The sequence below is a fragment of the Pseudomonas sp. NPDC085632 genome (genome assembly GCF_044541255.1).
GTDB lineage: Bacteria > Pseudomonadota > Gammaproteobacteria > Pseudomonadales > Pseudomonadaceae > Aquipseudomonas.
In genome coordinates, this window is the sequence record NZ_JBITSX010000016.1 from 49,886 (window position 1) to 70,455 (window position 20,570).

General features: G+C 59.7%; 18 protein-coding genes. 10 read left to right on the forward strand and 8 right to left on the reverse strand.

Going from position 1 to position 20,570, the window contains the following annotated elements:
- Positions 1-77: 77 nt before the first annotated feature.
- On the forward strand, positions 78-1,283 hold the full coding sequence (zigA, locus tag ACIF4X_RS13400; protein ID WP_397482501.1) for a zinc metallochaperone GTPase ZigA: 1,206 nt from the start codon (positions 78-80) through the stop codon (positions 1,281-1,283).
- Entirely contained in the window at positions 1,283-1,927 is a 645-nt protein-coding gene (locus ACIF4X_RS13405; RefSeq protein ID WP_397482502.1) for a DUF1826 domain-containing protein, read from the forward strand. Before zigA ends, ACIF4X_RS13405 begins: the two co-directional genes overlap by 1 nt.
- A gap of 3 nt (positions 1,928-1,930) precedes the next feature.
- Here ACIF4X_RS13405 and ACIF4X_RS13410 read toward each other — a convergent pair whose 3' ends face one another.
- A complete protein-coding gene (locus tag ACIF4X_RS13410) occupies positions 1,931-2,287 on the reverse strand; it encodes an NADH:ubiquinone oxidoreductase (protein ID WP_397482503.1) in 357 nt (118 codons plus the stop codon).
- Positions 2,288-2,316: 29 nt separating this feature from the next.
- Between ACIF4X_RS13410 and ACIF4X_RS13415 the strand changes: the two genes are divergently transcribed.
- A complete protein-coding gene (locus tag ACIF4X_RS13415; RefSeq protein WP_397482504.1) occupies positions 2,317-3,282 on the forward strand; it encodes a CobW family GTP-binding protein in 966 nt (321 codons plus the stop codon).
- 40 nt (positions 3,283-3,322) lie between these two features.
- On the opposite strand, the gene ACIF4X_RS13420 is transcribed toward ACIF4X_RS13415, so the two are convergent.
- On the reverse strand, positions 3,323-3,736 hold the full coding sequence (locus ACIF4X_RS13420) for a DUF3301 domain-containing protein (RefSeq protein WP_026000521.1): 414 nt from the start codon (positions 3,734-3,736) through the stop codon (positions 3,323-3,325).
- Between the two features lie 117 nt (positions 3,737-3,853).
- Between ACIF4X_RS13420 and pdxY the strand changes: the two genes are divergently transcribed.
- A complete protein-coding gene (pdxY, locus tag ACIF4X_RS13425) occupies positions 3,854-4,726 on the forward strand; it encodes a pyridoxal kinase PdxY (protein WP_397482505.1) in 873 nt (290 codons plus the stop codon).
- A gap of 113 nt (positions 4,727-4,839) precedes the next feature.
- On the opposite strand, the gene ACIF4X_RS13430 is transcribed toward pdxY, so the two are convergent.
- The gene (locus tag ACIF4X_RS13430; RefSeq protein ID WP_145593770.1) at positions 4,840-5,322 is read right to left on the reverse strand and encodes an acyl-CoA thioesterase; all 483 of its coding nucleotides are present in this window, start codon (positions 5,320-5,322) and stop codon (positions 4,840-4,842) included.
- A 279-nt stretch (positions 5,323-5,601) separates the two neighbouring features.
- Here ACIF4X_RS13430 and ACIF4X_RS13435 point away from each other — a divergent pair, with 279 nt between their 5' ends.
- Positions 5,602-7,365, forward strand: a complete 1,764-nt coding sequence (locus ACIF4X_RS13435; RefSeq protein WP_397482506.1) for a cation:proton antiporter — start codon at positions 5,602-5,604, stop codon at positions 7,363-7,365.
- A 21-nt stretch (positions 7,366-7,386) separates the two neighbouring features.
- On the opposite strand, the gene ACIF4X_RS13440 is transcribed toward ACIF4X_RS13435, so the two are convergent.
- The 4 genes from ACIF4X_RS13440 to uvrD all read right to left on the reverse strand — a co-directional run bounded on the left by ACIF4X_RS13440 (position 7,387) and on the right by uvrD (position 11,721).
- Entirely contained in the window at positions 7,387-7,794 is a 408-nt protein-coding gene (locus tag ACIF4X_RS13440) for an SMI1/KNR4 family protein (protein ID WP_003187120.1), read from the reverse strand.
- Between the two features lie 138 nt (positions 7,795-7,932).
- Complete coding sequence (locus ACIF4X_RS13445) at positions 7,933-8,808, reverse strand: Tim44 domain-containing protein (RefSeq protein ID WP_397482507.1); 876 nt, start codon at positions 8,806-8,808, stop codon at positions 7,933-7,935.
- Positions 8,809-8,984: 176 nt separating this feature from the next.
- Positions 8,985-9,425, reverse strand: a complete 441-nt coding sequence (locus ACIF4X_RS13450; RefSeq protein ID WP_397482533.1) for an EamA family transporter — start codon at positions 9,423-9,425, stop codon at positions 8,985-8,987.
- 112 nt (positions 9,426-9,537) lie between these two features.
- Positions 9,538-11,721, reverse strand: coding sequence for a DNA helicase II (gene uvrD / locus ACIF4X_RS13455; protein ID WP_397482508.1), 2,184 nt, complete (start codon positions 11,719-11,721; stop codon positions 9,538-9,540).
- A 257-nt stretch (positions 11,722-11,978) separates the two neighbouring features.
- Between uvrD and ACIF4X_RS13460 the strand changes: the two genes are divergently transcribed.
- The 3 genes from ACIF4X_RS13460 (at position 11,979) to ACIF4X_RS13470 (ending at position 16,199) form a co-directional block, all read left to right on the forward strand.
- Complete coding sequence (locus ACIF4X_RS13460; RefSeq protein WP_397482509.1) at positions 11,979-14,849, forward strand: putative bifunctional diguanylate cyclase/phosphodiesterase; 2,871 nt, start codon at positions 11,979-11,981, stop codon at positions 14,847-14,849.
- Positions 14,850-14,976: 127 nt separating this feature from the next.
- Positions 14,977-15,843 (forward strand): transcriptional regulator HexR, encoded by an 867-nt coding sequence (hexR, locus tag ACIF4X_RS13465; protein WP_007912071.1) that lies wholly within the window; start codon positions 14,977-14,979, stop codon positions 15,841-15,843.
- 152 nt (positions 15,844-15,995) lie between these two features.
- Complete coding sequence (locus ACIF4X_RS13470) at positions 15,996-16,199, forward strand: PA3496 family putative envelope integrity protein (RefSeq protein WP_008078845.1); 204 nt, start codon at positions 15,996-15,998, stop codon at positions 16,197-16,199.
- Here ACIF4X_RS13470 and ACIF4X_RS13475 read toward each other — a convergent pair.
- Positions 16,141-17,103, reverse strand: a complete 963-nt coding sequence (locus ACIF4X_RS13475; RefSeq protein ID WP_038359429.1) for a LysR family transcriptional regulator — start codon at positions 17,101-17,103, stop codon at positions 16,141-16,143. The two genes, ACIF4X_RS13470 and ACIF4X_RS13475, sit on opposite strands and share 59 nt — an antisense overlap.
- Before the next feature lie 190 nt (positions 17,104-17,293).
- On the opposite strand from ACIF4X_RS13475, the gene ACIF4X_RS13480 reads away from it, so the two are divergent.
- Positions 17,294-18,709 (forward strand): acetyl-CoA carboxylase biotin carboxylase subunit, encoded by a 1,416-nt coding sequence (locus tag ACIF4X_RS13480; protein WP_053125176.1) that lies wholly within the window; start codon positions 17,294-17,296, stop codon positions 18,707-18,709.
- An 11-nt stretch (positions 18,710-18,720) separates the two neighbouring features.
- Positions 18,721-20,529: a sodium-extruding oxaloacetate decarboxylase subunit alpha gene (oadA, locus tag ACIF4X_RS13485; protein ID WP_397482510.1), complete on the forward strand. Its 1,809-nt coding sequence runs from the start codon at positions 18,721-18,723 to the stop codon at positions 20,527-20,529.
- Positions 20,530-20,570: the final 41 nt, after the last annotated feature.

The following is a 20,570-nucleotide window of genomic DNA, read 5'->3' on the forward strand; positions in this document are numbered from 1 at the left end:
CATTCACCGTGGGAAGCGCAAAAGCGCCGTGCGCAAGCAAAAGCGCTAATTGGCTGCCATCCGAAGAGGATTATCCAATGTCAGTAGAATTGCCCGTCACCGTACTTTCAGGATTTCTCGGCGCCGGAAAAAGTACACTTTTGAATTACGTACTACGTAATCGAAAGGGTTTGCGGGTAGCCGTCATCGTCAATGATATGAGCGAGATCAATATCGATGGCAGCGAAGTTCAGCGTGATGTCAGCTTAAATCGCGCAGAAGAAAAAATCGTCGAAATGAGCAACGGCTGTATCTGCTGTACGTTACGCGAAGACTTGCTTGAAGAAGTCAGCAAGCTCGCCCGGGAAGGGCGCTTCGATTATTTGCTGATCGAATCCACAGGCATCTCCGAACCATTGCCGGTAGCTGAAACCTTCACCTTCCGCGATGAACACGGGCAAAGCCTTTCCGACATCGCCCGTCTCGACACCATGGTCACTGTAGTCGATGGCGTGAATTTCCTTCCCGACTACCAGGCGGCGGAAAGCCTCGCTTCCCGTGGCGAAATTCTCGGCGAGGAAGACGAGCGCTCCATCACTGATCTGTTGGTCGAGCAGATCGAGTTCGCCGACGTGCTATTGGTCAGCAAGATCGACCTGATCAGCCAGCCCGAGCGTGAGGAATTGATCGCCATCCTCAAACGCCTCAACGCCCAAGCCGAAATTATCCCGATGGTGATGGGCGAGGTGCCGCTGGAGAAAATCCTCAATACCGGTCGTTTCGACTTTGAGAAAGCCGCGCAAGCACCAGGCTGGCTACAGGAGTTGCGCGGTGAGCACGTGCCGGAAACCGACGAGTACGGCATCGCTTCAACCGCGTACCGCGCGCGTCGTCCGTTTCATCCGCAACGCTTTTTCAGTTTCATCGATCGGCCATGGCTGAACGGCAAGCTGCTGCGCTCCAAAGGTTTTTTCTGGCTCGCTAGCAAACCCACCGACGCCGCTAGCTGGTCGCAGGCTGGCGGTTTGATGCGCCACGGTTTTGCCGGGCGCTGGTGGCGTTTTGTGCCGAAGAACCAATGGCCACACGATCAGGAAAGCACCGCAGCCATCATGGAAAACTGGACGCCTAGCGTAGGAGACTGCCGCCAAGAGTTGGTGTTCATCGGTCAGAACATTGATTTCCTGCAGCTCACTGCCGAACTTGATGCCTGCCTGCTGACCGATGATGAAATGGCACTCGGTGTCGAAGGCTGGCGATTGTTGCCGGATCCGTTCGGCCCTTGGCACGAAGAGGCCGCCTGATGCTCGCGCTTAAACTGTTGCAGAACCGTACGCGCCACCAGCATCAAGGCCCGACACCGAAGGCGCTGACGCGCATTCTTGAAGACGACACCAATCTTGCCGTCTGGCAACGCCAACTGCCGTTACACATCAGCGATTTCGCCCAGTTACTTCTGTCGCTCAACGAACCGCTGGCGGAGTCGTTGTGCCTGGAGTTGCCGAGTGAGGACGCGGAGCCTGATCTCACCGGACTGGCTTCAGGATTCCGCGATCTGGAAGGCTATGAGGGCTTTATCGCCGACCTGAAATGGTTAGTGAGCGCCTTCGCCTGCTTGCTCGGTGCGCGGCGCATCGGCCTGCGCCTGCGGGTGCTGGATCAAGCCATGTGCCCGCGCTTCCACGTCGATCATGTGCCGGTGCGGCTGATCACGACTTACGCCGGTGTCGGCAGCCAATGGCTCAAGGAAGGCGTGATGGATCGCCAACAACTGGGGCAGGCCAACGCCGAGCCGCAAATACACATCCAGCAACTCGGAAGTGGTGACGTGGCGTTGTTGAAAGGCGAGAAATGGCATGGCAATGAAGGCTTCGGCCTGATTCACCGCTCGCCGCAACCGGGCGCGGGCGAGCGTCGCTTGATACTGACCCTGGACTGGCTCGGCTGACGCTCAAGGCTTGAGCCACGAACCCTGGCTCTGGCCTTCGCAGTACGGCTTCAGATACGCCGCATCGGTGGCGACGCCGTAATAGTGGATATCCTGGCGATAAGGCATATTGGCGACTTGCGCGTTGCTGCACACGCCAAACGCGCCGCTCGGGCATTGATCGACGTACTGCACTTCGACTTTCTGTCCGGCCAGCGTTGGTTGGCAGAAACCGTCGTTGAACAGATTTTCCGGAATATTGCGGTTCTGCTGGCAGACTTTGACATCGAGCCGCTCGCCCTGACTGTGCACCACGCAGGCCTGGGCCCACGCTTCGCTCGACAGCAGCGTCAACAGCAACGACCATCCCATCCAACGCATCTTTGAATCTCCCAAGAAAGCTTCCGGCCATGTTGCAGAACATTCCTACCCATGTCATTGCTGGCCCTTTGGGCGCGGGCAAGACCAGCCTGATTCGTCAGTTGATGACCCAGCGGCCGGCCGGCGAGCGCTGGGCGGTGCTGATCAACGAGTTCGGCCAGATCGGCCTCGATGCTGCACTGCTGACGAGCGACGCCGATGGTATCGCACTGGGCGAAGTGGCCGGGGGCTGCCTGTGTTGCGTCAATGGCGCGCCGTTTCAGATCGGCCTCGGGCGTTTGTTGCGCAAGGCAAAGCCGGATCGATTGTTCATCGAGCCTTCCGGGTTGGGTCATCCGGCGCAATTGATTAAACAGTTGAGTGAGGTGCCGTGGCTGGGTGTGCTGGCGGTGCAGCCGTGTGTTCTGGTGCTGGATGCTCAGGCGCTGGAAGCGGGGAAACCGTTGCCGGCAGCGCAACTGGAAGCCTTGGAAACCGCTGGTCTGCTGTTGTTGAACAAGGCTGAAAACCTTGATGACGGGGCCAAGGGAAAAATCGCCAGGCAGTTGCCGCCAGTGCCGTTGATCTGGACTCAAGAGGCGCAATTAAGCCTGAGCGAACTGCCAGGCGTGGCCGCAAAAGCGGTCAACGGTGTGGATAACCTGACCGTACCCAAGGGATCAGGGCAAATGCCGGCCGTCTGGACTGATCCGACGCTGCCTATTTGCTTGAGTCAGGCGCAGGAGGGGGGCTGGAGCATTGGTTGGCGTTGGCATCCGGGGCAGATGTTCGACAAGCAACGCATTGCTGAATGGCTCACAAGCCTCGATTGCAAGAGAGCGAAACTGGTTATCCACAGCTCGGATGGCTGGGTGTCTGCGAATGCCCTGAATAATGCCGACCTGAGCTGGCAGGCCAGTGAATGGCGGAAAGATTCGCGCATCGAGCTGATCTTCAGTGATGCGCAGGGTGTCGAGGTGCTACAGAGAGGGTTGTCGGGGTGCCGGGAGGGTTAAGATCAAAAGAACGCAGCCTTCGGCAGCTCCTACATGGCCGTCATGGCTTCCATTTGGTGTGTTCCTGGCGCCACTGGCTCAACTCGATGACTTCGGCGCGCGGCTTGTGTACTTCAACCACCGGTGGCGTATCGTCGAACGGTGCGGGGTAGGGCGCCAGCTCGATCTGCGCACTATGCGCGCCAAACTGGGTGATGGTGCCGTTATGCCGGGTTTCGCCGGTCACGGTGAACTCAAAGTTATACACCCGCGCCAGTCGTCGGCGACCGTTGGCGTCCTTGATGAACCCGATCTTCTTCAGGGCGACGTTGCCGTCGAGCAACTCGACCCGCACGTTCAGGCAATGCTGTTTGACCCGCTCCAGCGCGCGCTCGCGCAAGCCGTGGTTGTGCCACAGCCAGGCGCCGGCAGCGGCGAACAGTATCAGCACGAAGATGTTTTCCAGGGTCAGCATCAACATCGAACTCCAAAAGATAGCGTCAGCTTAACTGCGTCGCCGGTCTGTCGTACAGGCTGCGTTTCGTCGCATACTGCGCGGCTTGAATTTCAATCGTTTTACGGAATGACCCGAATGAAACGTACGCCTCATCTGCTCGCCATTCAGTCCCACGTGGTGTTCGGCCACGCCGGCAACAGCGCCGCGGTTTTTCCGATGCAGCGGGTCGGGGTCAATGTCTGGCCGCTCAACACCGTGCAGTTTTCCAACCACACCCAGTACGGCCAATGGGCCGGCGAAGTGTTGCCGCCGCAGCAGATTCCCGAGTTGGTCGAAGGGATTGCTGCGATTGGCGAGCTGGGCAATTGCGATGCGGTGCTGTCCGGATACCTCGGTAGCGCGGCGCAAGGCCGGGCGATTCTCAGCGGTGTCGAACGCATCAAGTCGGTCAATCCGAAAGCGCTCTATCTATGTGATCCGGTGATGGGCCATCCGGAGAAGGGTTGCAGCGTGCCGACCGAGGTCAGCGATTTCCTGCTGGAAGAAGCGGCTGCTGTGGCGGACATCATGTGTCCGAACCAGTTGGAGCTGGACAGCTTTTCCGGGCGCAAGCCGCAATCGTTGTTCGATTGCCTGGCGATGGCGCGAGCATTGCTGGCGCGTGGGCCCAAAGCAGTGCTGGTCAAGCATCTGGATTACCCGGGTAAACCGGCCGATGGCTTCGAGATGTTGTTGGTGACGGCCGAAGGCAGCTGGCATCTGCGCCGCCCGCTGTTGGCGTTTCCACGTCAGCCGGTGGGTGTGGGTGATCTGACGTCTGGCCTGTTCCTGGCGCGGGTGCTGCTGGGCGACAGTCTGGTGGCGGCGTTCGAATTCACTGCGGCGGCGGTGCATGAGGTGTTGCTGGAGACTCAGGCGTGCGCCAGTTATGAGCTGCAACTGGTGCGGGCGCAGGATAGGATCGCGCATCCGCGGGTGAAGTTCGAGGCTACTGCAATCAGTCTGTAAGACCGTGTTGCCCCATTCGCGAGCAAGCTCGCTCCCACAGGTTGACGCGGTACTTGTGGGAGCGAGCTTGCTCGCGAAGGCTATAACTCAGACAACATCAATCCAAAGTCTGATCAGGCGTCGCCCTTGATCTCCTGATAGCGCTTCTCCAGTTCCTGACGAATCTGCCGACGCTGCTGCGCCTGTATATAACGACGCTTGTCTTCGCTGTTCTGCGGTTGCAGCGGCGGCACGGCGGCCGGCTTGCGCTGGTCATCCACCGCCACCATGGTAAAGAAGCAGCTGTTGGTGTGGCGCACCGAGCGCTCGCGGATGTTCTCGGTCACCACTTTGATGCCGACTTCCATCGAGGTGTTGCCGGTGTAGTTGACCGACGCGAGGAAGGTCACCAGTTCGCCGACATGAATCGGCTCGCGGAAAATCACCTGATCCACCGACAGGGTCACCACGTAGCGGCCGGCATAGCGGCTCGCGCAGGCATAAGCCACTTCGTCGAGGTATTTGAGCAGGGTGCCACCGTGGACATTGCCAGAGAAGTTGGCCATGTCGGGGGTCATCAGTACCGTCATCGACAGCTGGGCGTTTCCGGGTTCCATAACGTTCTCACGGATCAAGGCTGGTTGCTGGAAGCACCTCTGCGGGTGCCTGGTCGCTTTTCAAAAGCACCGTTATCGGGACGCCGGGCGACTGGCCGCCGTCACGCCGGAAGCGATCTGTTTCCATATATTGCACCGCCTTCCAGCCGCAAGTCGCGGTGTTAACCTGCAAAAGCCCCTTACAAAGGCAATTCCCACACGAAAAGCGGATTTTTACTTCGCTCACCCAGACATTTCTGACGTCTGCTGGCGAGCCTCGTCATTCAAGGAGCCCACGCCATGCATGCCATCAGTTTTATTCAGGATCTGGCAGTGATCATGTTGGTCGCAGGCGTGGTGACCGTGTTGTTTCATCGCTTCAAGCAGCCGGTGGTGCTCGGCTATATCGTCGCCGGGTTCATCATCGGCCCGCACACCCCGCCGTTCGGCCTGATTCACGACGAAGAAACCATCAAGACTCTCGCCGAACTCGGAGTGATTTTCCTGATGTTCTGCCTCGGGTTGGAGTTCAGCCTGCGCAAGTTGTTCAAGGTCGGTGCCACGGCGTTTATTGCGGCGTTCCTCGAAATCGTCCTGATGATCTGGATCGGCTACGAAATCGGCCGTTGGTTCGACTGGAACACCATGGATTCGCTGTTCCTCGGCGCAATCCTGGCGATTTCCTCGACCACCATCATCGTCAAGGCGCTCAATGACCTGAAGATGAAGAATGAGCGTTTTGCGCAGTTGATCTTCGGTGTGCTGATCGTCGAAGACATCCTCGGCATTGGCATCATTGCGCTGCTTTCCAGCATTGCGGTCAGCGGTACAGTCAGCTCCGGAGAAGTGTTCTCCACAGTCGGCAAGCTGTCGCTGTTCATGATCGTCGCTTTGGTCATCGGCATTCTGCTGGTGCCGCGTTTGCTGGCTTACGTGGCCAAATTCGAAAGCAACGAGATGCTGCTGATCACTGTGCTGGGCCTGTGTTTCGGCTTTTGCCTGCTGGTGGTCAAGCTTGAATACAGCATGGTGCTCGGTGCGTTCCTGATCGGCGCGATCATGGCCGAGTCGCGCCAGTTGCTGAAAATAGAACGGCTGATCGAGCCGGTTCGCGATCTGTTCAGTGCGATCTTCTTCGTTGCCATCGGCCTGATGCTCGACCCGATGATTCTGCTTGAATATGCGTGGCCGATTGCGGTGATCACCGTGGCCGTTGTGCTCGGCAAGATGTTGTCCTGCGGCCTCGGGGCCTTTATCGCCGGCAACGACGGACGCACCTCACTGCGAGTGGGGATGGGTCTGTCACAGATTGGCGAATTTTCCTTCATCATCGCCGCACTGGGTATGACCTTGCAGGTCACCAGTAACTTCCTCTATCCGGTCGCTGTCGCCGTGTCGGTGATCACCACGCTGCTGACACCGTATCTGATTCGCGCGGCAGATCCGCTGTCGATCAAGCTGTCGGCGGCCGTGCCCAAGCGTCTCGGTCGTGTGCTGGGCATGTACGGCGAATGGCTGCGCAGTATCCAGCCGCAAGGCGAGGGCGCGATGCTTGCTTCAATCATTCGCAAGATCTTGCTGCAGGTCGGCGTCAATCTGGCGCTGGTGATTGCGATCTTTTTCGCCGGCGCGTATTTCGCTGAACGCATCTCGCTGTCGCTGCAAGACTGGATCAGCGATCCGAGCTGGCAGAAGGCGTTGATCTGGGGCGGGGCGTTGCTGGTCTCTCTGCCGTTTTTGATTGCCGCTTATCGCAAGCTCAAAGCTCTGTCGATGCTGCTGGCGGAGATGGGCGTGAAACCCGAGATGGCCGGGCGTCACACACAGCGAGTGCGCCGGGTGATCGCCGAAGTGATCCCGATTCTCTCGCTGCTGGTGATTTTCCTGCTGTTGGCAGCCTTGTCGGCCAGTATCTTGCCGACCAACAAGTTGCTGGTACTGATCGCCGTGGTCGCGGCCGCCGTGGCGGCGCTGCTCTGGCGCTGGTTCATCCGCGTGCACACGCGGATGCAGGTGGCGCTGCTGGAAACCCTCGACAACCACAAAGAGTCGTCGGGGCATTGACCGGCCGGGGCGGCTGGCCGATCAGCTTTCCAGCCAGACGTCCCGCGCCCAGTGCCACACCGATTCCCAGGTTTCCTCGGCAATCAACTCTTCTTCGGCCTGCCACAGCACCACCGTGCCATCCTCCTCGACACAGTAGTAGTCGTCGCCGTCCTGACAGATTGGAATCAGGCTGCGATCAACCCCCGCATCCCAGGCGTTGGCGGCCACATCCGGCAAGTAGGTGTGGGATTGTGGGTCGGTGACCGTCACCGGCTCGAGGCTGCCGTACACCACATCGCTGACGGTCAGCAAAAATTCTCTGAAGACAAACGGAATGTCGATGAACAGTTGTTCTTCGATTTCGACCAGCAGATCTTCGTCAGGCAATTCCAAAGGAACCGGCACGGGTTCGTTGGCTTCACGCAGTTGTTCGATGATTTCTTCCACGTCCGGGATCCTCTTGCTTGAATGGCGCGGTTTATATGGGCCGGTTTATACAGTAGCTCGCTATAGATGCAACCGCGAAATAGAAAACCCCAGCCGAGGCTGGGGTTTTTATGACAGCAAGTGAAGCGTGGGGAGGGATCAGCCGTTCTGGCGGATACCTGCAACCAGCCAAGGCTGGTTGTCGCCCTGTGGACGCTCCATGTTCCAGCTTTCGCTGAACACTTCGCCCTGGTCGAAGCGCGAGGTCTTCGATACACCGTTGAAGGTCAGGGTGGCGATGGTCTTGTCAGCACGGTCATCGACGCCGTCCAGTTGTACCTGGAGGTTGTCGATGTAGGTCGACTGGAACGCGTCACCCAGATCTGCACGCTCACGCTTGAGGAAGTCGAACATCTGCGGCGTGACGAACTCGGCGATCTTGTCCATCTCGTTAGCGTCCCAGTGCTGCTGCAGCGCCTGGAAGTGGCTGCGTGCAGCTTCGAGGAAGCGTTCTTCGTTGAACCAGGCTGGCGCATTGATCACCGGACGGGCGGCAGCAGGTGCGGCCGAACCACCGAAGATCGAACCCATGGCAGCGGGTTTCTGCTCGAACACTTCACGCTGCATCGGTGCGCCTGCCGGAGCGAACTGCTCCTGCTGCTTGCGGCGACGCGCGGCGATAAAGCGGAAGATCACGAACGCGATCACGGCCATGATCAGGATGTCGAAGATCTGCATGCCCTGGAAGCCGCCACCCATGAACATGGACGCGAGCAGGCCACCGGCGGCGATACCGGCCAGTGGGCCGAGCCATTTCGAGGCACCGCCGGCCTTGGCCGCAGCGCCTGCGGCACCGGCAGCACCCGCGGTCGCAGCGGCGCCGCCCATGCCTGGAGAAGAAGGAGCCATCTGGCTGGTCTGGTGCGTCGGCGCAGCGCCGGCGCTTTTGCCACCACCAAAGCGCTTGGCGTTGGCGTCGAGGCTCATCGTCAGGCCGATGCACAACGCCATGGCGATGCTAAGAAAACGTTTCATAAAGGGAATTCCCGTTTGTGGAGACACGCGCGCCATGTTGCACAGCTGAAGTGTTACTGGCTAGCGAGAGAGTGTTTCGGGCTTTTGCCTGACAGGTTGCGTTCAGCTTCGTCGAGGCAATAAGGCTGTGTACTTTTGGCTGTAGGAAAGAGGGACAGGTTCAGTGCGAATTCGCCTTAGCGACGAAACGCCAGCAACACCACACCGGCGGTGATAAGGCCGATACCGCCCCACTGGCGCAGATCAAGTTTCTCGCCCAGCAGGATCACGCCGAGCACCGCCACCAGCACCACGCTGAGTTTATCCACCGGTGCGACCAGCGAGGCCGGGCCGACTTTCAACGCGCGGAAGTAGCACAGCCACGACGCGCCTGTGCCCAGTCCGGACAACAGCAGGAACAGGTAGCTCTTGGCGGAGATCGATCCTAATGACTGATATTGGCCCGTTGCGTACAAAATCAAGGCCAGACTGACCAGTACCACGATGGTGCGCAGCAGAGTGGCGAAGTCGGAATTGACGTTTTCGATACCGATTTTGGCGAAGATCGCGGTCAATGCGGCGAAAGTGGCCGAAAGCAGGGCCCAGAATGTCCAGGAAGAGAAGAAGCCTGAGCCCATTTGCACTGCCCTGTTCCGGGTGGGTTTAGATCAAAGGATCGCAGCCTGCGCCAGCTCCTACAGATACACACAATCCCCTGTAGGCGCTGCCGAAGGCTGCGATCTTTCGCTTTTAGATAGCTTCCAGCTTGGCGTAGCCGAGCATCAGCCACTTGCTGCCTTCGCTGAAATTCACCTGCACCCGTGCCTGCGCGCCGGCACCTTCGAAGTTGAGGATCACACCGTCACCAAAGATCGAGTGGCGCACCGCCTGACCGAGGTTGAAACCCGTTTCCGGGATTTCGCTGCCACTGAACAGGTTGCTGCCGCTCATCGACTGGTTGCCGCCGAACGGACGGCTGACGCTGTTCGACAAACGCACTTCCTGAATCAGACCCTTCGGCACCTCGCGTACGAAACGAGAGACTTTGTTGTAAGTCTCGCTGCCGTACAGGCGTCGGGTTTCAGCATAGGTCATCACCAGATTCTGCATCGCCCGGGTGATGCCGACGTAGGCCAGGCGTCGCTCTTCCTCAAGACGTCCTGGTTCTTCCAGACTCATCTTGTGCGGGAACAGGCCTTCTTCCATACCCACGAGGAACACGTAAGGGAATTCCAGACCTTTGGCGCTGTGCAGCGTCATCAACTGAATACTGTCTTCGTGCTCGTCGGCTTGAGTGTCACCGGCCTCCAGCGAAGCGTGACCGAGGAATGCCGCCAGCGGCGTCAGCTCTTCGTCTTCTTCGGTGTTTTCGAAGTTGCGCGCGGCGCTGACCAGTTCCTCAAGGTTTTCTACCCGGGCCTGGCCTTTCTCACCTTTTTCCGCTTCGTGGTAGGCAATGAGGCCGGACTGCTCGATGACGGTTTGCGTCATCAGGTGCAGCGGCATTTCCATGCACTTGGCGGCGAGGTTCTCGATCAGCTCGATAAACGCACCCAGCGCACCCGCCGCGCGACCGGTCAGGCCTTTGTTGGCGACCAATTGGCGCATCGCCTCCCACATCGACACGTCGCTGTGGCGTGCGTGATCGCGGATCGCTTCGACGGTTTTTTCGCCAATGCCACGGGCCGGCACGTTGATCACCCGCTCCAGCGCCGCATCGTTGCCGCGACCTTCGAGCAAGCGCAGATATGCCATGGCGTTCTTGATTTCCGCACGCTCGAAGAAGCGCTGACCACCATAGATGCGGTAAGGAATGCGCTCGCGCAGCAAGGCTTCTTCCAGAACGCGCGATTGGGCGTTGGATCGGTACAAAATCGCGATATCGCTGCGAGCCAAGCCGGTTTTCAGCGCGCTTTCGATGGTTTCGACAACGTAGCGTGCTTCGTCGTGTTCATTGAACGCGGCGTACAGATTGATTGCTTCGCCATCACCCCCGTCGGTCCACAGTTCTTTGCCGAGACGTCCGGTGTTGTTGGCGATCAGTGCGTTGGCGGCTTTGAGGATACCGGCGGTGGAGCGGTAATTCTGCTCCAGACGAATAGTCACCGAGTCGGCGAAGTCGGACGAGTACTGATGAATGTTTTCGATCTTCGCGCCGCGCCAGCCGTAAATCGACTGGTCATCGTCGCCGACCACCATCAGGCTGTCGCCGCCCTTGCCGAGCAGGCGCAACCAGGCGTACTGCACGGCGTTGGTGTCCTGGAACTCGTCCACCAGAATATGCCGGAAGCGCTTCTGATAATGCGCCAGCAGGCCCGGATGATCGCGCCACAAGTCGAGGGCGCGCAGCAGCAGTTCGGAGAAGTCGATGACGCCGGCACGCTGGCACGCCGCCTCGTAGGCTTCGTAAATGCCGCGCATGGTCGCCAGGTACAAATCGCCGCTGGCCTGAATGTGTTGCGGGCGCAGACCTTCGTCTTTCTGGCCGTTGATGAACCACTGCGCCTGACGCGCGGGCCAGCGTTGCTCGTCCAGGCCCAACTCGCGGATCACCCGCTTGACCAGCCGTTGCTGGTCGTCGCTGTCGAGAATCTGGAAAGTCTGGCTCAAGCCGGCTTCCTGCCAGTGCGCCCGCAGCAATCGGTGCGCAAGGCCGTGGAAGGTGCCGACCCACATGCCGGCCGGGTTGATACCCAGCAACTGCTCGATGCGATGACGCATCTCGGCAGCGGCCTTGTTGGTGAAGGTCACCGACAGAATGGAGTGGGGCGAGGCGTTTTCGACCTGGATCAACCAGGCGATACGGTGCACCAGCACTCGGGTTTTACCGGAGCCAGCACCGGCCAGGACCAACTGACGGCCAACGGGGGCTGCTACGGCCTGGCGTTGGGCATCGTTGAGGGAGTTCAGCAGAAGGGAGAGATCATCGCGCATCGGGGCATTCTAGGGTGCGCCGCAGGCCCGGGCAAACCGAGCTTTGCATTAGCCGATGAAAGTCTTGTCGATGACGACCGGTTGGTCACTCCCTACAGGCATCGGCCCGCCGCCCTCCAAGGGATTTGCCGCTGGCCAGGAGCGGAAAAGTTTCGTTGAAATTATGATCTGGAGCAGTTTGGCAACGGGATCGGCTTGTGTATGCTCCCTCCACGTTTCGGGCGCACGCCCTCCTTATAAGAACAAGAACGTTGCCCATGACCCTCAGCTCCGAACTGTCGGGCCCCTCTGTGGAACCCCGGGTTATCCGCAAGCGCTACGCCACCGAAATGGCGGTCGAGCGCACGCGTCTGCTGTATCAGGGCTCGTTGTTGCCCACACTGTTCATGTTGATCAATGGTCTGGTCTGCGCCGGTTTGCTCTGGAGCCCGCAGCGCTACTTCGTGGTCAGCGTCTGGCTGGTGTGGTTGCTGTCGCTGGTGGCGTTGCGGGTGATTCAGGTCGCCGCGTTCGATTCGGCGATCCCTGACCGTCAGGCGCAGCCGATCTGGCGGCGGATGTTTCTGCTTGGCTCGACCATGACCGGCCTGACCCTGGCCGGCGCCGGAATCGCCCTGGTGCCCGCCGACAACTTCATGCAGCAGGCCTGGGTATTCGGCCTGATCGGCGCCGCAACCTTGTCAGCCAGTGTCGCTTACGCGGTGAGCCTGCCGGCGTTTCTGTCGTTTACCTTGCCCTGCCTGTTGCCGGCGATCGGTTATCTGTTCTGGGGCGGCGACGAACAGGCGCGCGGTTGGGGCTGGCTCGGCCTTATCCTGCTCGGCTCCCTGAGCGTGGTGGCGTGGCAGGTCAATCGGCTGATTGATCGCGGGTTACTGCGGCGCTTTCAGAATCAGCACTTGATCGAACACATGCAACAGACGCAGTCGCGCAGCGAACAGCTCAATCAGGAACTGGCCAAGGAAATCGATCATCGCCGCTGCGCCGAGGGCAAGCTGCGCGAAGCCCAGGTCGAACTCGAAGACCGCGTTGCCCAACGCAGCCGCGAGCTGGACGCGGCCAATCAGGCCTTGAGCAAAAGCGAGGCACGCCTGGCGCTGGCGTTGAAGGCCAGTGAGTTGGGTCTGTGGGACTGGAACCTGCAAACCGACGAAGTCCACCACACGCAGATTCAGGAACTGTTCGGCCTCGCTCCGGAATACGTCACGGCGCTCCTGCGCGACCTCAAGCCACGTCTGCATCCAGACGATGTGCCGACGCTGAAATACGCGTTGATCGAGCATTTGAAGGGCCGCACCGAGGACTATCAGATCGAATACCGCGTGCGTCACAGCGATGGCCATTGGGTCTGGATCGAAGACCGTGGCCGCGCGGTAGAGCGCAGCGACAGCGGTCGGGTAATCCGCATGGTCGGTACCCGACGGGACATCAGTGCCAGTAAAAGCCTCGAAGAGCAGCAGCGGCTGGCGGCAACGGTGTTCGAAGCGGCCAGTGAGGGCATCGTCATTCTCGATCCGAACTACGCGCTGATTGCGATCAATCAGGCGTTCAGCCACGTCACCGGTTACGACATCGAGGACATGCTCGGGCGCAACGTCGTCGAGCTGCCATGCAGCCGCGATGCTCGTCGCCATTACGTGGCGATCCGTCATGCATTGGAGCAGCACGGCAGTTGGCAGGGCGAACTGGTGGAGACGCGCAAGAACGGCGAGTTGTATCCGCAGTGGCTGCAATTGAATGCGGTGCGCGATGGTCGGGGAAATGTCAGTCATATCGTCGGCTTCTTCGCCGATTTGTCGGCGCGGCGCGAATCCGAAGAGCGCATGCGTTATCTGACCCATTACGACGAACTCACTGGGCTCGCCAACCGCTCACTGTTCCGCGAACGCTTGCATGAAGCGCATCAGCGCTCGCGTCAGGGCCGGCGGAGTCTGGCCTTGCTGCACATCAATCTTGATCGTTTCAAATTGCTTAACGACAGCCTTGGCCATGAGATTGCCGACCAGTTGCTGCAGAAGATGGCGCGCCGCTTGGTCAACGCCTTGCCGGAAGCCGACACCATCGCCCGGTTGTCCGGCGACGAGTTCGCCGTGCTGTTCGATGCCTACGGTAACCTGTCGAGCCTGGCCCGGGTCGCCACGCGTCTGTCGAGCAAGTTGCGCCTGCCACTGACGGTCGAGGGGCATGAGCTGGTGGTCAGCGCCTCGATGGGCATCAGCATGCTGCCGGACAATGCCCGGGAGATTTCTGCGCTGGTCAGCCAATCGAACATGGCCATGCAGCATGCCAAACACCTGGGCGGTAACAATTTCCAGTTCTACACCGACAGTCTGCAGGCCAGCACCCTTGAGCGTTTGCAGCTGGAAAACCAGTTGCGCAAAGCCATCGAAGACAGGCAGCTGAAAGTGTTCTATCAGCCCAAGCTGTGCCTGCAAACCGGGCGGCTGAACGCCGCGGAAGCGCTGGTGCGTTGGGATCATCCGACCATGGGCCGAGTACCGCCGGGGGATTTCATCGGGCTGGCCGAGGAAACCGGTTTGATCGGGCCAATCGGTGAATTCGTCTTGCGTCAGGCATGCTGGCAGGCCTGCGAGTGGCAGCGGCAGGGGCTGGAGCCGATCCGGGTTTCGGTGAACCTGTCGGTGCATCAATTGCGCCAGGGCAAGCTGGTCAGTCTGGTGCGCCAGGTGCTGGAGGAAACCGGTCTGGCGCCGCACTACCTCGAACTGGAACTGACCGAAAGCCAGTTGCTCGACAGCGTCGAACACATCATCGCGACCTTCCAACAGTTGCGCGATCTGGGGGTGAAACTGGCCATCGACGATTTCGGCACCGGCTATTCGTCGTTGAGTTACCTCAAGCGCATTCCGGTGGATTACGTGAAGATCGATCAGGCGTTCATTCGCGGCCTGGGTGAGGGCAGCGAAGATGCGGCGATCACTCGCGCGATCATTGCCATGGCCCATGGGCTGTCGCTGAAAGTGGTGGCTGAGGGCGTCGAGCGACAGGATCAGCTGGAATTTCTACGCGCTGAGCGTTGCGATGAGGTGCAGGGCTATCTGATCAGTCGTCCGGTGGAAGCTGCCAGTCTGGCCGGGCTTTTGCGCGATCAGGAAAAACCGGTTTAAGGGCTACATGTGCGCCATCGCGCCTGATATGGGGACATCGAGTTACGCATTGAGCAGGCAAAAAGCCAATTCATGTAGTATAACTACAAGCATGCTACATCCTTGCCCATAAGAAGAGTCCAGCCCCTTGAATCTGCTGCAACACATCGCCCAGTCACGTCACCTGTTACGCAAGTCGGAGCTCAAGGTCGCCGACCACGTGCTGCTTGACCCTGCGGCGGTGATGCACAGTTCCATGGCCGACCTGGCCCACAGCGTCGGCATCAGCGAGCCGACCATCGTGCGCTTCTGTCGCGCCATCGGCTGCTCCGGTTTTCAGGATCTGAAACTCAAGCTGGCGCAAAGCCTGGCCGCCGGTGCGAGCTTCGGCCAGTTCGCGATCCATGAAGATGACTCGGTCGCCGATTACAGCCTGAAGATTTTCGATACGACGTTGCACACCTTGATGGAGGTTCGCGAGAAGCTCGACCCGGTCGAGTTGCAGCGTGCTGTGACACTGATGTCGCAGGCGCAGCGGGTCGAGTTCTATGGCTTTGGTGCCTCGGGCGCGGTGGCAGCGGATGCGCAGCACAAGTTCTTTCGTTTGCTGCTGACGGCGGCGGCGTATTCCGATCCGCACATGCAGGCGATGTCGGCGGTGACGTTGAAACCGACTGATGTGGCGATCTGTATTTCGCAGTCCGGGCGTTCCAAGGATCTGCTGATCACCGCCAATCTGGTGCGTGAGAGCGGCGCTTCGCTGATTACCCTGTGCCCGAGCCAGACGCCGTTGGCCGAATTGTCGACCGTGAATCTGGCGATCGATGTGCATGAAGACACCGAAATCTATACACCGCTAACTTCGCGTATTGCGCATCTGGTGGTGATTGATGTGTTGGCGATGGGCGTGGCGATGGCGCGTGGGCCGAGCCTGGTTAATCACCTCAAGAGCGTGAAGCGCAGTCTGCGCAGCTTGCGCTTGTCGCCCAAAGCCGCCAAAGCCCTGGATGATTAAGAACAAAAGATCGCAGCCTTCGGCAGCTCCTGCACGGTCAATGTAGGAGCTGCCGAAGGCTGCGATCTTTTGCTTCACGACGGTTACTTTCATCAAACCGTCATCCCTCGCGCCTATCGTGAAACTCCCGTCATCGCCTTGGGAGACTCGAAATGGCTCAGCCCTACGAAGAACGCAACAGCGCCGCGAAAACCCGTCGTCAGCAGGAAGACCAGCGCCGCATGGAGTTTCGCCGCGCTATCGAAGATCGCTTCGAACTCCGCCAGCTTCAGGCCGAAATCGGCGACTTTCCCGAGATCACTCACTGGCAGGCAGCGCCCGCAGCTTCCCGTCGAAGCGCTCAACCAGCGCGCTGATCTGTACGCGTTCGCTGCGAATGAACGCCAGGAAGGCGTGCGCCACCGGTGACAGGCGTTTCGCTTTCGCTTGCACCAGGCACCAGCTACGCAGCAACGGCAGTTCCTCGACCGGTAGCTCGACGAGTCCGCCGGTCGCCAGCTCCAGGTTCAGGGCATGGCGCGTTAACAGCGCCAGGCCCAGACCCGCCTGCACGCATTCACGCTGAGCTTCGGCCGAGGCCACTTCTTGCGTTTGGGTAAAGTGCACGCGCTTCTCTTTGAAATACTCTTCGCAGGCCAGTCGCGTACCCGAGCCGGGCTCGCGGATCAGCAGCGTGTAGGGTTCAAGGTCCTGCAAACGCAGCGGGCCCATGTGTGCCAATGGATGATCCGGGCGCGCCACGGCAACAATCGGGTTGTTGAGGAACGGCAGGAACTCCAGACCCATGTCCTGCGGCACCATCGACATGATCACCAAGTCGTCGCGGTTGTCCGACAGCCTGCGAATCACTTGGCCACGGTTGACCACCGTCAGTTGCAGGTTCACTTCCGGATGCTGGCGCTTGAACGCGGCGAACAGGTGCGGGACGAAATATTTGGCGCTGGATTCCACTGCCAGTTTCAGCTGACCCTGCAGTGAGCCCTGCATGTCCGACAGCTGCATATCGAGGTTTTCCAGGCGCCCGAAAATGTCTCGGCTGGCACGCTGAAGTGCTTCAGCGGCTTCGGTCATGTAGAGTTTTTTGCCGACATAATCGAATAATGGCTGCCCGATCAGCTCTTCGAGCTGACGAATCTGTAGGCTGACGGCCGGTTGTGTGAGGGACATTTCCTCGGCTGCGCGGCTGTAAGAGCGTAAATCACACACTTCGTTGAAGATCTGCAACTGACGCAATGTCATACGCATCAAGGACTTACGCATTTCTTATAGGCTCTGTCGGCAGGCTGATCATTTAACTATAAGTCTTTACTTATGGCTGACCCAATTTTTATTCATTTTTGTTAATCCCTCATGAGCGCTAGTGTGGACCTGCGACTAAATTGAAACATTTGGTCACGCGTCGACCTGGGTCTAGCAGGTCGTGGTGCCACCGGCTCAAGGGAACCTCCAAGTGATAACAAAGATCCTGATCGCCAACCGTGGTGAGATTGCCGTACGAATCGTGCGAGCCTGCGCCGAAATGGGCATTCGCTCGGTTGCGATTTTTTCCGACGCCGACCGTCATGCGTTACATGTGAAGCGTGCGGACGAGGCCCACAGCATCGGAGCCGAGCCACTGGCCGGTTACCTGAACCCGCGCAAGCTGGTGAACCTGGCGGTTGAAACCGGCTGCGATGCGCTGCACCCAGGTTACGGTTTCCTGTCGGAAAACGCCGAGCTGGCAGACATTTGCGCCGAACGCGGCATCAAATTCATCGGTCCGTCGGCAGAAGTCATTCGCCGCATGGGCGACAAGACCGAAGCGCGCCGCAGCATGATCAAGGCCGGCGTACCGGTGACGCCGGGCACCGAAGGCAACGTGGCCGATATCGAAGAAGCTTTGGTCGAAGGTGACCGCATCGGTTACCCGGTCATGCTCAAAGCCACCTCGGGTGGTGGCGGTCGCGGCATCCGTCGCTGCAACAGCCGCGAAGAACTCGAACAGAATTTCCCTCGGGTGATTTCCGAAGCGACCAAGGCGTTTGGTTCTGCCGAAGTGTTCCTGGAAAAATGCATCGTCAACCCCAAGCACATCGAAGCGCAGATTCTCGGCGACAGCTTCGGCAACGTCGTGCACCTGTTCGAGCGTGACTGCTCGATCCAGCGTCGCAACCAGAAGCTCATCGAAATCGCTCCGAGCCCGCAGCTGACTCCAGAGCAACGCGCCTACATCGGCGACCTGTCGGTGCGTGCAGCCAAGGCTGTGGGTTACGAGAACGCCGGCACCGTGGAGTTCCTGCTCGCCGAGGGCGAGGTGTACTTCATGGAGATGAACACCCGGGTGCAGGTGGAACACACCATCACCGAGGAAATCACCGGGATCGACATCGTTCGCGAGCAGATTCGCATCGCCTCCGGCCTGCCGCTGTCGGTGAAGCAGGAAGACATTCAGCACCGGGGTTTCGCGTTGCAGTTCCGCATCAACGCCGAAGACCCGAAGAACAACTTCCTGCCGAGCTTCGGCAAGATCACCCGTTACTACGCCCCCGGCGGTCCGGGCGTGCGCACCGATACAGCGATCTACACCGGCTACACCATCCCGCCGTTCTACGACTCGATGTGCCTGAAGCTGGTTGTGTGGGCACTGACCTGGGAAGAGGCGATGGATCGTGGCCTGCGTGCGCTGGATGACATGCGTCTGCAGGGTGTAAAGACCACCGCCGCGTACTACCAGGAAATCCTCCGCAACCCGGAATTCCGTAGCGGCCAGTTCAATACCAGCTTCGTTGAAAGCCACCCGGAACTGACCAACTACTCGATCAAGCGCAAACCCGAAGAGCTGGCCCTGGCCATCGCCGCCGCCATCGCCGCCCACGCAGGCCTGTGAGGAATACAACAATGTCCAAGAAGATCTTTGTCACCGATACCATCCTGCGCGACGCTCACCAATCGCTGCTCGCCACCCGCATGCGCACCGAAGACATGCTGCCGATCTGCGACAAGCTCGACAAAGTCGGCTACTGGTCGCTGGAATGCTGGGGTGGCGCGACGTTCGACGCCTGCGTCCGCTTCCTCAAAGAAGATCCGTGGGAGCGTCTGCGCCAATTGCGCGCGGCGCTGCCTAACACACGTCTGCAAATGCTTCTGCGCGGCCAGAACCTGTTGGGCTATCGCCACTACAGCGACGACGTGGTCAAAGCCTTCGTCGCCAAGGCTGCGGTGAATGGCATCGACGTGTTCCGAATCTTCGACGCGATGAACGATGTGCGTAACCTGCGCGTAGCCATCGAAGCGGTGAAAGCGGCCGGCAAACATGCCCAGGGCACCATCGCTTACACCACCAGCCCGGTGCACACCATCGATGCGTTTGTGGCACAAGCCAAGCAAATGGAAGCCATGGGTTGCGACTCGGTGGCGATCAAGGACATGGCCGGTCTGCTGACCCCGTACGCCACCGGTGAACTGGTTCGCGCACTGAAAGCCGAGCAATCGCTGCCGGTGTTCATCCATTCCCACGACACGGCCGGTCTGGCGACCATGTGCCAGCTCAAGGCCATTGAAAACGGCGCCGACCACATCGACACCGCGATCTCCAGCTTCGCGTCGGGCACCAGCCACCCGGGCACCGAGTCGATGGTCGCTGCGCTCAAGGGTACCGAGTTCGACACCGGCCTGAACCTCGAACTGCTGCAGGAGATCGGCCTGTACTTCTACGCCGTGCGCAAGAAGTACCACCAGTTTGAAAGCGAGTTCACCGCCGTCGACACCCGCGTGCAAGTCAACCAGGTGCCGGGCGGGATGATCTCCAACCTTGCCAACCAGTTGAAAGAGCAGGGCGCACTCAACCGCATGGGCGAAGTGCTGGCGGAGATCCCGCGTGTGCGTGAAGACCTTGGCTTCCCGCCGCTGGTGACCCCGACTTCGCAGATCGTTGGCACCCAGGCGTTCTTCAACGTACTGGCCGGCGAGCGGTACAAGACCATCACCAACGAAGTGAAGCTCTACCTGCAAGGCGGCTACGGCAAGGCGCCAGGCGTGGTCAACGAAAAACTGCGTCGTCAGGCCATCGGCAGCGAAGAAGTCATCGACGTGCGCCCGGCCGATCTGCTCAAGCCGGAAATGACCAAGCTGCGTGCCGATATCGGTGCACTGGCCAAGTCGGAAGAAGACGTGCTGACCTTCGCCATGTTCCCGGACATCGGCCGCAAATTCCTTGAAGAGCGTGCCGCCGGCACCCTCACGCCGGAAGTGCTGCTGCCGATTCCAGAGGCGGGCAGCGTGGCTTCGGCGGGCGGCGAAGGCGTGCCGACCGAGTTCGTCATCGACGTCCACGGCGAAACCTACCGCGTCGACATCACCGGTGTCGGCGTCAAGGCTGAAGGCAAGCGTCACTTCTACCTGTCCATCGACGGCATGCCGGAAGAAGTGGTGTTCGAGCCACTCAACGAATTCGTCGGCGGTGGCAGCAGCAAGCGTAAGCAAGCTTCGGCACCGGGCCACGTCAGCACCACCATGCCGGGCAACATCGTTGATGTGCTGGTCAAGGAAGGCGACACCGTGAAGGCCGGCCAGGCTGTGTTGATCACCGAAGCGATGAAGATGGAAACCGAAGTCCAGGCCGCCATCGCCGGCAAGGTCACCGCGATTCATGTGGTCAAGGGTGATCGGGTCAATCCGGGCGAAATTCTGATCGAGATCGAAGGCTGAGATAACGGCCGCGATCCAACGCTTTAAACCTCGGGGGGGCA